The sequence below is a fragment of the Nonomuraea cavernae genome, assembly GCF_040655715.1.
GTDB classification, from domain to species: domain Bacteria; phylum Actinomycetota; class Actinomycetes; order Streptosporangiales; family Streptosporangiaceae; genus Nonomuraea; species Nonomuraea cavernae_A.
In genome coordinates, this window is record NZ_JBFAKL010000005.1 from 173,488 (window position 1) to 185,589 (window position 12,102).

General features: G+C 71.4%; 9 protein-coding genes. 6 read left to right on the forward strand and 3 right to left on the reverse strand.

Annotated elements, in window-relative coordinates; translation table 11 throughout:
• Positions 1 to 678 precede the first annotated feature (678 nt).
• The 3 genes from AB0I38_RS09435 (at position 679) to AB0I38_RS09445 (ending at position 5,177) form a co-directional block, all read left to right on the forward strand.
• Positions 679 to 1,782 (forward strand): serine/threonine-protein kinase, encoded by a 1,104-nt coding sequence (locus AB0I38_RS09435; RefSeq protein WP_358464626.1) that lies wholly within the window; start codon positions 679 to 681, stop codon positions 1,780 to 1,782.
• A gap of 35 nt (positions 1,783 to 1,817) precedes the next feature.
• Entirely contained in the window at positions 1,818 to 3,707 is a 1,890-nt protein-coding gene (locus AB0I38_RS09440) for a serine/threonine-protein kinase (protein ID WP_358464629.1), read from the forward strand.
• A 78-nt stretch (positions 3,708 to 3,785) separates the two neighbouring features.
• Positions 3,786 to 5,177, forward strand: coding sequence for a class II fumarate hydratase (locus AB0I38_RS09445; protein WP_358464632.1), 1,392 nt, complete (start codon positions 3,786 to 3,788; stop codon positions 5,175 to 5,177).
• A 12-nt stretch (positions 5,178 to 5,189) separates the two neighbouring features.
• Here AB0I38_RS09445 and trpD read toward each other — a convergent pair whose 3' ends face one another.
• The 3 genes from trpD to AB0I38_RS09460 form a co-directional block, all read right to left on the reverse strand.
• Positions 5,190 to 6,224 (reverse strand): anthranilate phosphoribosyltransferase, encoded by a 1,035-nt coding sequence (gene trpD, locus AB0I38_RS09450; protein WP_358464635.1) that lies wholly within the window; start codon positions 6,222 to 6,224, stop codon positions 5,190 to 5,192.
• Positions 6,225 to 6,459: 235 nt separating this feature from the next.
• The gene (locus AB0I38_RS09455) at positions 6,460 to 8,457 is read right to left on the reverse strand and encodes a glycosyltransferase family 2 protein (RefSeq protein WP_358464638.1); all 1,998 of its coding nucleotides are present in this window, start codon (positions 8,455 to 8,457) and stop codon (positions 6,460 to 6,462) included.
• A 71-nt stretch (positions 8,458 to 8,528) separates the two neighbouring features.
• Positions 8,529 to 9,224, reverse strand: a complete 696-nt coding sequence (locus tag AB0I38_RS09460) for a lytic transglycosylase domain-containing protein (RefSeq protein ID WP_358464641.1) — start codon at positions 9,222 to 9,224, stop codon at positions 8,529 to 8,531.
• Positions 9,225 to 9,508: 284 nt separating this feature from the next.
• Here AB0I38_RS09460 and AB0I38_RS09465 point away from each other — a divergent pair, with 284 nt between their 5' ends.
• From AB0I38_RS09465 to AB0I38_RS09475, 3 genes are read left to right on the forward strand one after another with little or no spacing between them, the layout of a single operon-like run.
• Positions 9,509 to 10,183 carry a response regulator transcription factor gene (locus tag AB0I38_RS09465; RefSeq protein WP_189124148.1) on the forward strand — a complete coding sequence of 225 codons (675 nt, stop codon included), beginning with the start codon at positions 9,509 to 9,511 and terminating at the stop codon, positions 10,181 to 10,183.
• The gene (locus tag AB0I38_RS09470; RefSeq protein ID WP_358464645.1) at positions 10,180 to 11,592 is read left to right on the forward strand and encodes an ATP-binding protein; all 1,413 of its coding nucleotides are present in this window, start codon (positions 10,180 to 10,182) and stop codon (positions 11,590 to 11,592) included. Before AB0I38_RS09465 ends, AB0I38_RS09470 begins: the two co-directional genes overlap by 4 nt.
• Before the next feature lie 8 nt (positions 11,593 to 11,600).
• Positions 11,601 to 12,092, forward strand: coding sequence for a hypothetical protein (locus AB0I38_RS09475; protein WP_358464648.1), 492 nt, complete (start codon positions 11,601 to 11,603; stop codon positions 12,090 to 12,092).
• The last annotated feature ends 10 nt before the right edge of the window (positions 12,093 to 12,102 follow it).

The following is a 12,102-nucleotide window of genomic DNA, read 5'->3' on the forward strand; positions in this document are numbered from 1 at the left end:
TCAGATGATGGCTCCTGTTGCGCGGGATTCAGAAGGCGACACTTTCCGGACCTCTTCACAGGACTTACTTACGTGTGTCCCCACTCTGCCCCCGCCCCCTTACAGCACCCTTACAACGTGCTGACGCGTTCGGGAGAGTTCTTGTCAGCAACCAGACCTGACACCTGCGAAGCACTTACTGAGCATCACACACCTTTCTGTACGAAGTGAGCGGACAGCGCACACAATGCGGTGAGCTGCGGGAACACGCCCCCATTCGGCCCCGGCGCGATCCGGGCCCCCCGCGCTCACGGCCCTCGGCACCGGCGCGATCTCCGGACGGGCCGTCGGGGCGGCGCCCGAAGCGGGCGCGGAAGCCCGTGGCGGGGGGCGGTCGCGGCGAGTCCGAGCCACCGCGTCAGGCTCCCGGTCAGACGCCCGGACCGGCCTGCCGGGATCGCGACCATGATCGACCGGCCCGCCGCTCGGACCCGGCATCGACCAGCACTTCGGCGGCCTCGACGGCCCGAAAGGGCGGCGTGCCGGCCATCGCTCCGACGGCGGAAAATCAGGGTCGGCGGGCCTGATGCGACCGCCACTTTACTGACGAACCGAGTCAGGCAGGTTGACTCAGAATCGCAACATTTTATCGGCCACGCCTCTACTGGTCGGTTTACACAAATAGGTAAGCTGCCAGGCATGCGTGCGCCCTCCGGTTACCTCCTCGCCGCGCGCTACCGGCTTTTGGAACCGGTCGGACGCGGCGGCATGGGCACCGTCTGGCGGGCGCACGACGAGTTGCTCGACCGTCACGTGGCGGTCAAGGAGGTGCGCCTGCCGGCCGTGCTCGACGAAGAGCTGCGGGCCGAGCTGTGCGCGCGCACCGAGCGTGAGGGCAGGGCGACCGCGATGGTCGCGCACCCGTCGGTCATCACCGTGTTCGACGTGGTCACCGAGGACGACCGCCCGTGGATCGTGATGGAGCTGCTCCAGGCCAGGTCACTTGAGCAGCTCGTGCAGCAGAACGGTCCGCTGCACCCGCGCCAGGCGGCGGAGATCGGCCGGCAGATCCTCGGCGCGCTACGCGCCGTCCACGCCAAGGGCATCCTGCACCGCGACGTGAAGCCCAGCAACGTGCTGGTGACCGAAGACCGCGCGGTGCTCACCGACTTCGGCCTGGCCGCGCTCGAAGGTGACGTTTCCATCACCCAGGCGGGCATCGTGCTCGGCTCCGCCGGCTACATCGCCCCCGAGCGGGTGCTCGGCGCGAAGGCGAGCCCGGCCGGTGACCTGTGGTCACTCGGCGCGACGCTCTACACGGCCGTCGAGGGCAGGGGTCTGCACGGCCGCCGCACGGCCGCCGCCGCGCTGGCCGCGCTCACCAGCGGTGAGCCGATCCCGATGACCAAGGCGGGCCCACTGGCCCCGGTGCTCGACGCACTGCTCCGCATCGACCCCCAGACCAGGCTCGACTCCGTACGAGCCTCGCTGATGCTGGCGCGTGTGGCGGCGGGCGGCTCGGCCGAGGAGCCACTGGCCGCGCGGCGGCCCGTGCGTTCGCCGGCCGCTCCCCCGACGCCCGCGTTCGCCCGCAGGACGACGCATCGTGGCCTGCACCGGGCGGAGCCGGTGGCGGTCACCGTGCCCGCGCCCCGGCAGGAGCGCAGGGCCGGCGAGGGAGTGCACCGGAAAAGAGTCGAAGCACGACCGGTGCCTTCTGCTTATGCCCGCTTCAAGACGACGGTGATAAAGTTGTGCCTCCCTCGACGGTTCTGGCCAAGAGAACTTCGCAAGCGAGGCTAAAGCACTTCCCAAGCGAGAATCGATATCTTCTTTTCATGCCGGAACAGCAGACACGCCTGCTCGCAGAGCGCTACGAGCTGATCTCGCCGCTCGGCCGAGGCACCATGGGCACCGTGTGGCGGGCCCGTGACCGTGCTCTGGGACGCGAGGTGGCTGTCAAGGAGATCCGCCAGGACTCCGGGCTCACCGAGGAACAACGCGCCGAGCTGCGCGAACGCATGGTCCGCGAGGGGCGCATCGCCTCCCGGATCAACCATCCGGCCGTAGCCTCGATCCACGACGTGCTCATCCACGGCAACAGCCCGTGGATCATCATGGAGCTCATCGAGGGCCGTTCGCTGGAGCAGGTGATCGACGAGGAGGGTCCGCTGCCGCCCCGGCTGGTGGCCGAGATCGGCGTCGACCTGCTGGGCGCGCTGCGTGCCGCGCACGCCCAGGGCATCACGCACCGCGACGTCAAACCGGGCAACGTGCTGATCACCCAGAACGGCCGCGTCGTGCTGACCGACTTCGGCATCGCCAAGGCCGAGGGCGACTCCAAGCTCACCAAGACCGGCATGGTGATCGGGTCCCCCGGCTACACCGCCCCGGAACGCGCCAGGGGCGAATACACCGGCCCCGAGTCCGACATCTGGTCGCTCGGCGCCACGCTCTACTTCGCCGTCGAGGGGCGTCCCGCCTACGAGCGGGCCACGATCGCCGAGACGCTGGCGGCGCTGCTCAGCGAGACGGCCGACCCGCCCACCCAGGCCGGTCAGCTGCGGCCGGTGCTCGTCGGGCTGCTCAACAAGGACTACCAGCAGCGGCTGTCCGCGGCGAAGGCGGAGACGCTGCTCAGGATGGTCGCCGACACGCCCACCAACGAGATGCCGGTGATCACGGCCGAGGCCTTGACCGATCGGGAGGCCGCCGTGCCCCATGCCCAGCCGCCCTACCAGGGAGCGCGCTCCGCGTTCGACCAGGGGGCAGCGCCCAGCGCCTTCGGTCCCGGCCGTGGCGCCGGCTCGCCGTACGAACAGGTCCGTGGCGAGCCTGCCCAAGGCCGCGGCTCCACGTCCGGCTCGCACGCCCCCTCCGGGGCGCACGGGCCCTCGGGCCCCGCCGGCCCTGGCTCGCGCGGAGCCGCCGGCCCGCAGCCGCCCGGCCCGCAGACGTCCGGCCCGCAGACGTCCGGTCCGCACGGGCCCGGTCCGCACGGGCCCGGTCCACACGGGGCCGGTCCGCAGGGGCCCGGCCCGCAGGCGCCCCGCCCACATGGCGTCGGCCCACAGGCGCCCGGTCCGCACGACCTCCGCCCGCAAGGGCCAGGCCCGCAGGGGTCCGGGTCGCACGGCTCCGGTCCGCAGGGGCCGGGTGCCGACGCCGCCTACGGCCGGGGCCCGGCGGGCCCGCAGGGCTCCCCTCAAGGACCCGGCCCGTACGGGCAGGAGCCACGAGGACGGGGCCCGCAGCAGTTCGGGCAGCAGGCCGACACGGCCGGCCCGCGCGGGCCAGGCACAGTCCCGCGGCCCACGCAGGGCGGAGCCGCTTCGGGACCACAGGGCGGTCACGATCCCGAGCGCACCGTCAGCATGATGCGGCCCAAGACGCCGCTGCCGCAGGGCCCCGCTCCCGGCTGGCCGGGCGACGAGGGCGCGGTCACCACCAGGCGGGTGCAGCAGCCGAACCCCCACAACTCGCCGGGCCAGCAGGTCTACCCGCTGCCTTCGCCGCCGATGTCGCCGCCGGGGCCACAGCAGATCCCGGCTCCGCTTCCGTCGCCCGAGGACGACCGCGCCCAGGGGCTCGGCACCGACCTGTTCTCGATCGTCGGGCCCGAGCAGCCGTCGAGCGGCAACCGCACCGGAATGCTCATCCTGATGGCCGTGGCCGCGGGCGCCGCCGTGGTGATCGCCATCCTGATCGTGGCGGTTCTGTCGGGCTGACCAGGCAGGTCCGGTGTGTGAGCCGATCCGGTGGGCTCGCGCCGGGCCGATCCCGCACCCGTGGGTCAGACTGGAGGCATGAGCGAGTTCCGTATCGAACATGACTCGATGGGCGAAGTGCGCGTACCCGCGGGGGCCAGATGGCGGGCGCAGACGCAGCGGGCGGTTGAGAACTTCCCGGTTTCCGGGCGGCAGCTGGAGCCGTCCCATATCGCCGCGCTCGGCCTGATCAAGGCGGTCGCCGCCGAGGTCAACGCCGAGCTGGGCGTCATCGACAAGGAGGTCGCGGAGGCGATCGCGCAGGCGGCGGCCGACGTCGCGGAGAACGAGCACGACGCCCATTTCCCGATCGACGTCTTCCAGACGGGGTCGGGCACGTCGTCCAACATGAACGTCAACGAGGTCGTCGCCACGCTCGCCCAGGAGCGGCTGGGCCGTCCGGTGCACCCGAACGACGACGTCAACGCCTCGCAGTCGTCCAACGACGTGTTTCCGACCTCGATCCACGTGGCCGCGGCGACCGAGGTGTCCTACCATCTGCTGCCCTCCCTCGAACATCTGGCGGCGGCGCTGCGGGCCAAGGCGATCCAGTTCGACCAGGTGGTGAAGTCGGGCCGGACCCACCTGATGGACGCCACGCCGGTGACGCTGGGCCAGGAGTTCGGCGGTTACGCCTCGCAGATCGAGCACGGGCTGGTGCGGGTCAGGTCGGCCCTGGGCCACGTGCTGGAGCTGCCGCTGGGCGGCACGGCCGTGGGCACCGGCATCAACACGCCGCCGGGGTTCGCCGAGAGGGCGATCGCCAAGCTGCGCGAGGCGACCGGCATCCCGTTCCGCGAGGCGATGGACCATTTCGAGGCCCAGAGCGCGCAGGACTCCATGGTCGAGCTCTCCGGCCAGCTCAAGGTGGTGGCCGTCTCCCTGAACAAGATCGCCAACGATCTGCGCTGGATGGGGTCGGGCCCGCTGGCCGGGCTCGGCGAGATCAACCTGCCGGATCTGCAGCCGGGCTCGTCCATCATGCCCGGCAAGGTCAACCCGGTGATCCCCGAGGCCACGGCCATGGTCGCGGCGCAGGTCATCGGCAACGACGCCGCCATCACGTTCGCGGGCGCCTCGGGCTCCTTCGAGCTCAACGTGCAGCTTCCGGTCATCGCCCGCAACATCCTGGAGTCGATCCGGCTGCTGGCCAACGTGTCGCGGCTGCTGGCCGACCGGTGCGTGTCGGGGATCACGGCCAACGTGGAGCGGCTGCGCGAGTACGCGGAGTCCTCACCGTCGATCGTCACCCCGCTCAACCGGTATCTGGGCTACGAGGAGGCCGCCAAGGTCGCCAAGCAGGCCCTGGCCGAACGCAGGACCATCCGTGAGGTCGTCGTCGAACGGGGCCACGTGGCCGAGGGCCGCATCACCGAGGAGCAACTCGACGCCGCCCTTGACGTGCTGGCCATGACCAGGCCCCCGTCCTGACGGCCCCAGGAGTCACCGGCTGGTCGCCGCGGCCCATCGGGAGAGCAGGAGGGCGGCGGCTCCGGAGTCGACCGCGTCCGCGACGCGTTTGAGGGCCGCCCCCAGAGCCGAGGTGAGGTCGGCCGCGGGCGGGGTGCCCTCGGCGGCGACCAGAGCGGCGGCGGCGTTCAGCAGGACGATGTCGCGGATCGGTCCGGGCTCGCCGGCGAGGACCGCCCGGACCACCCGGGCGTTGTGCGCGGGGTCGCCGCCCCGCAGGTCGGAGGGCTTGGCCCGGGGGATGCCGAGGTCGGCGGGGTCCAGGGCGGTGCGGGTGACCGTGCCCCGCCGTACGACGTAGACGGTGGACGGGCCCGAGGTGGTGAGCTCGTCGAGGCCGTCGTCCCCGCGGAAGACGAGCGAGGAGCCGCCGCGTTCGGCCAGGACGCCCGCGATCACCGGAGCCATGCCCGGGTCGAACACACCCACCGCCTGGGCCGCCGGCAGGGCGGGGTTGGTGAGCGGCCCGAGGAAGTTGAACACCGTGGGGATGCCGAGCTCGCGCCGGGGACCGGAGGCGCGCTTGAGCGCCGGGTGGAAGGTGGACGCGAAGCAGAACGTGATGCCGACCTCCTCCGCGACCCGGACGACCGCGGCGGGCGGCAGGTCGATCCGGACGCCGAGCTCCTCCAGCACGTCGGCGGCTCCCGTGGAGGACGAGGCGGCCCGGCCGCCGTGCTTGACGACCCGCGCTCCGGCGGCCGCGGTGACGATGGCGGCCATGGTAGAGACGTTGACCGTGTTGGCCCGGTCGCCGCCGGTGCCGACCAGGTCGACGGTGTCGCCCGCGATGCGGATGGCGGACGACCTCGCCAGCATGCCGTCGGCGAGCCCAGCGACCTCGGCGACGGTCTCGCCCTTGGCGCGCAGGGCGACCGCGAACGCGGCGATCTGCGCGTCCGTCGCGGCGCCGGACATGATCTGCTCCATGGCCCAGGCGGCCTGCCGGGTGGTGAGCGAGGTGCCGTCGAGGAGCGTGCCGAGCAGTGCGGCCCAGGTGGTGGTCACGGGTTGTGCCTTTCGTCTGTCGAGATGCTCGACGGGACGCCCCTGGAAATGCCGACGGCCGCCTCGTCGAGGCGGCCGGACGCGTAACTGTCGCTGCGGATGCCGCCTAGGAGGCGGGCCACCAGCTGGACAGGTACGCGGTCATGACGGCAGTTTATCAGCCGCTCGTGACCACGTGATCAGGGAGTGCTGCCGGGCGTCCCGTCTACAGGTACTCCTTCTCCGGGCTGAGAACTCAGTCCCTGAGATAGCGGTGCTTGCCCGCGCGCGCCAGCCGCACCAGGTGCCGCGCGCCGGGCAGGCGGCGGCCCAGGCGGTGCCACACCGTGTCCCTGCCCATCGGCGAGCGGCGCTCGGGGTCCACGGCGGCCGACGGGCGCACCACGATCTTCCCTCTGCGCATCTCCAGCCCGAACCGCAGCCCGATCTCGTCGTCGGCGGTGCGCAGCGACGACAGCCAGGCGCCGGGGCCGAGCTGGTCGCGGCCCGGCAGCATCCGCTTGACCGGCACCTTGGCGACGAGCTGGCCGGCGAGCTTCCCCGGCAGCCCCGGCTCGACCAGGGCGGGCGCGGACACCTCACGCGACCGCCTGGCGGCGTTGCGCAGCACCAGCTCCACCGGCGGCCCGCCGCTCGGCGGCACGTACGGCACGGGCAGGACGACGTACACGTGCCCGTCCAGCCGCCGGATGGACACGCCCGGCGACACCAGCGCGACCGATTCGGAGAACGAGCGCGGCTCGATGGCCAGGCCCAGTTCCCCGATGTCGCTCCAGCAGGGCACCACCAGCCGCGTCCTGGGCCGCTGTGACAGCACGCCCATGCAGTTGAGCGGGCCCTCGGGGCGCCCGACGCGGCTCCTGGCCTGGTGCGCCCCGCCGTACATGCGGACGTGCACCTCCCACTGGCCGGGCCGCAGCGGCTCTCCCAGGGCGGCCGCGGTCACGTCGACCCGGGCCTCGCCGAGGATCCGCACCCTGGTGTGCCGGCGACCGTCCTTGAGCAGCTCCACCTGGTAGGCCACGGGCAGGAAGTGCACCACGCCCGTCTCCGCGTGCCGTACGTAGACCTCGATGCGGGCGCGCTCGACGGCGGAGCTGACCTCCGTGACGTCGTCCGGCAGGAGCCGGGCGTCGACGGAGCGCGGCGGGGTCCAGTAGAGCCGGTCGTTCTCCGTGCGGTACCTGGCCGGCTGGCCGTTGTTGCCGAGGAGCTCGACGGCCAGCTCCAGCACCAGCACGTGGGCGTCCCACCGGACCTCGGTCAGGTCGGCGCGCAGCCCGGTGCGTCCCGTGGAGTTGGCCAGGATGACGAGCTGGTCGAGCCGGCCGATGCGCAGCAGGGCGGCCACGACCCGTAGCTGGACGGGCAGGTAACGGTCGAGCCGCTCGGGGAAGCGCTCCAGCACGAGGTCCCTGAGCAGGGTGAAGTACAGGCTGCGGTCGACGGACGAGGCGGCGAACCTGGCCCCTACGAACGGCCTGAGCACGGTGGAGCGGAACCAGTGGCCGTACATGCGGTCGCGGTGGCGGCCTTCGCCGATGTGGGTGTCGATGTCGTTCAGCAGCGACCGGAGCTCGGCCACGAGGGCGCGCGGGTCGTCCGCCGGCTCGGTCCGCTCGCCCAGGTGGCAGCAGACGTGCTCGGCGAGCACCGAAATGATCTTGGCCTGGAGGTAGGCGCGGACCACGAACGCCTGCTCGGCGACGCGCCCGCCGGGTACGGCGAAGCCCAGGCCGTGCTCCTCCAGGAACGCGCGGCGGTAGAGCTTGTGCGGGGTGAGCAGGCTGAACAGCCGGTCACGCAGGATGTCGGCACGGGCCCTGCTCTGCTCGAACGCGGCCACCGGCGGCCCCCAGTCCCGTACGAGCCGGCCGACGAGCACGTCGGCGTCCGTCTCCACGGCCCTGTCGTACATCCGCGCGACGGCGTCGCGCTCCAGCCGGTCGCACTGGTCCATCAGGTAGACGTAGTCGCCCTGGGCGGCCGCGATGGCGACGTTGCGGCCCCGCATCGGCGAGCCCGTGTGGGGCAGGTGCAGCACCTTCACGTTCCGGCGCACCGCGGCGACGGTGTCGAGCCGATCCGCGATCCCGTCCGTGGACCCGTCGTCCACGAAGATCACTTCATAGTCGTCCGCGGGCAGAGTCTGTTCCAGCACGGAGTGCAGGCACGCGTCGGCCGTATCACCCGGGTTGTGGACATTGACGATCACACTGACCTTCACACCCATGGGGTCAGCGTGCGCCGCCCTATCTCGCCGGGCGCGACGGCTTGCCGATTACAGAGGGAAATGATGACCTGTCAGTACCAACCCCTGGCCTGGGAGTGTCCCCAGGCGCCGCACGGCGTGCCGTAGCGGCCCTTGATGTATCCGAGGCCCCACTTGATCTGGGTGGCGGCGTTGGTCTGCCAGTCGCCGCCGGCGCTGGCCATCTTGCTGCCGGGCAGCGACTGAGGGATGCCGTAGGCGCCGGAGTAGCGGTTCATCGCCCGCTCGTTCCAGCCGCTCTCCTTCTGCCAGAGGCTCTCCAGGCAGCCCCACTGGTCGGCGCCGAAGCCGAACGACGCCAGCATGCTCCTGGCGGCGGCCTTGTTGCTGCCGGGGGACGGGTTGCTGCCGGGCGGGAAGTTGGCGGGCGGGAACCCGTTGCCGCCGGGTCCCCTCTCCTTGACCTCGACCCAGTCGAAGTCCTTGCTGCTGCCGCCCGTGCGGCCCTTCTTGAGCTGGTCGGCCCTGTATGCCTGGACCGCCGACTCCTTGAGCGTGTCGGTCTCGGGATCGGGCGCGTTGAGGTCGCCGCTGGCGATCTTGCCGAACTCCTCGGCCGAGAACGGGGTGGGCGGGGTGTTGGCGTTCTGCACCGCGCGGTAGGCGACGTAGCCGCCGCCGCCAAAGACGATCACCACGGTGAGGCCGACGCCGAGCACCCGCTTCGGGGTCAGCCGCGAGGACGAACGGCGCGAGCGGGAGCTTTCGGGCGCACGGCGCTCTCTCAACTGCGGACCTGGGCTCACGACCTATGAGCTTGCCCTGTGTGGGGGGGTGGTCCGCAACCGAAACGGGATATTCGGTTTACCTTCCAGGGGGCAACCATGGCGTTAGCGTGGCATTTCGTAAATAGTGTGATTTTCATCACATGGTCGGCCCGCCCCTCGGGCTCCCGTAACCGAAGGGAGGGCCGTATTCCAGGGTCTCGCGGGCTCTTTGTGGTCATGTGCGCGGCATGTCACAGTTCTATGACACAACCTGCATATTGGCAGGTTGGAAGAATAATGTGCGCGTGGCCGGAATACTCCTCGTCGAAGACGATCCCTCAGTCCGTACGGCTCTGGAGCTCGCGCTGACCAGACAGGGGCATTCCGTCACCTCCTACGCCACAGGCGAGGAGGCCCTCGACCACATCCGGTCGCGCCGCCCCGAGATCGCGATCCTCGACGTCATGCTGCCCGGCATCGACGGCGTCGAGGTGTGCCGCCGGATCCGCCGGCTCGACCAGCTTCCCGTCATCCTGCTCACCGCCCGTGGCGACGACCTCGACGTGGTCGTGGGCCTGGAGGCGGGCGCCGACGACTACGTGGTCAAGCCGGTCGAGCCCCGGGTGCTGGACGCCCGCATCCGGGCCATCCTGCGCCGGGCCGAGTCGGCCGCCTCCGACCGCATCGCGTTCGGCGACCTGATGATCGACCGGGGCGCGCTCAAGGTCATGCTGGGCGAGAAGGAGATCCACCTGACTCCGACGGAGCTGCGGCTGCTGCTGGAGCTGGTCCGGCACCCCGGCCAGGTGCTCAACCGGCGCTACCTGCTGCGGGCCGTCTGGGACCACACGCACGTCGCCGACTCGCGCCTGGTCGACGCCTGCGTGCAGCGGGTCCGGGCGAAGATCGAGCCACGCCCGGCGGAGCCGGTGTTCATCCACACCGTCCGCGGGTTCGGCTACCGGTTCAGCCCGCCGTGATCCCGCTGCCCACCGGACTGCGGGCGCGCCTGGTCATCACCTTCACCCTGGTCGCGGTCACCGCCTCGGTCCTGGTCGCCACCATCGGCTTCGAACTCGCCAAGGCCGCCCTGGTCCAGCGGGCCGAGGACACCGCCGTGGACGTGGTCGTCCGGGAGCTGAACCGGATCACCTTCCCCGTCGGCCGGCTCAGGCAGGGCGAGGCGCCGCCCACCAGCCAGAACCTCGCCGAGCTGGCCCAGGCGCTCGACGGCCCCGGCCGCAGCGTCACGGTGGAGTACCGCAACCTGGCCTACGCCGACGGCCCGCTGACCATGGCCGACGTGCCGAACGAGCTGTACGGCAGGGCCAAGCAGAACGTGGTGAGCCAGCGCAAGGTGATCCACGGCGAGCTCTGGCTCATCGTCGGCTCCGAGGTCTACCGCCAGAGCGGCCCCGCGGCCGAGCCGACCGGGCTGCGGGCCTTCGTCTTCTTCCCGCTGCGCGACGAGGAGAGCCAGCTGAGCACGCTGCGGAGCACGCTCACCCAGGGCGGCGCGGTCATCGTGCTGATCGCCCTGGTCGTGGCCTGGCTGTCGGCCCGGCAGGTGCTGCTACCCGTCAGGCGGCTCAGCGCGGCCGCCCAGGCCCTCGGTGAGGGCAGGCTGGACACCCGGCTGCCGGTCCACGGCCAGGACGAGCTGGCCGAGCTCACCGCCAGGTTCAACGACGCGGCGGCGGCGCTGGAACTGAGCGTGGCCGAGCTGCGCTCGCTGGAGGCCATGTCCCGCCGGTTCGTCGCCGACGTCTCGCACGAGCTGCGCACCCCGCTCACCGCGATGACCGCCGTGGCCGACGTGCTCTACGACGAGGCCGACCGGCTGCCCGAGGAGTCGGCCGAGGCGGTGCGGCTGGTGCTCGGCGAGATCGAGCGGCTGCGCGAGCTGATCGAGCACCTGATCGAGATCAGCCGCTTCGACGCCGGCACCGCGACGCTCAACCTGGAGCCGGTCAACGTGGCCGACGCGATCCAGGACTGCCTGGAGGTACGCGGCTGGAGCAAGCAGGTGCAGGTCAAGGCCCCGCGGAACCTGACGGTCAACCTGGACCCGAGGAGGTTCGACGTCGTCGTGGCCAACCTCGTCGGCAACGCGCTCAAGCACGGGCAGCCTCCCGTGCTGGTCAACGCCAGGGGCACCGAGAACGGCCTGGAGGTGAAGGTGCGCGACCACGGCAAGGGCATCCCGGCGGAGGCGCTGGCCCACGTCTTCGACCGCTTCTACAAGGCGGGCGCGGGCCGGGCCCGCAGCCAGGGCAGCGGTCTCGGCCTGTCGATCGCACGGGCCAACGTCCACCTGCACGGCGGCACCATCTCCGTACGCCCCCAGGACCCGGGGACGCTGTTCACCGTCTGGCTGCCGCGGCCATGAGGACCCGTATGGCACTCGTGCTGGCCGCCTGGCTCGCGGTGGCCGGCTGCGGCATCTCGCCCAACGCCGTGGAGGAGCGGACCAGACCACCGGTCATCCAGGTCCCGCCCCCGTCCAAGACCATCTTCCTGCTGAAGGACGGCGAGCTGACGAGGGAGCCGGCCGACGTCGAGTCCGACGCGGTGGAGAGTCTGCTCACCGCCCTGTTCGCGGCCTCCACGCAGCCGCTCGGCCAGTTGGACACCGCGCTGCGGGGATTCACCCTGGAGCGCATCGAGGACTCTCTCAATCCCGTACAGCGCGACGAGGTCCAACTGCCGAGGACCTCCACGCTGACGGTCTACGTCAGGGGCGAGGGCACGCTGAGCAGGCCGGCCATGGCCCAGATCGTCTGCACGGCCCAGCAGGACGCCGCCCTCGAACAGGTCAAGATCATTCACACGTACAGGAACCGCCCCCCCAAGACGGAGGGGCGGTTCATCTGCGGCGATCTCAAATGAGCTGATCGCA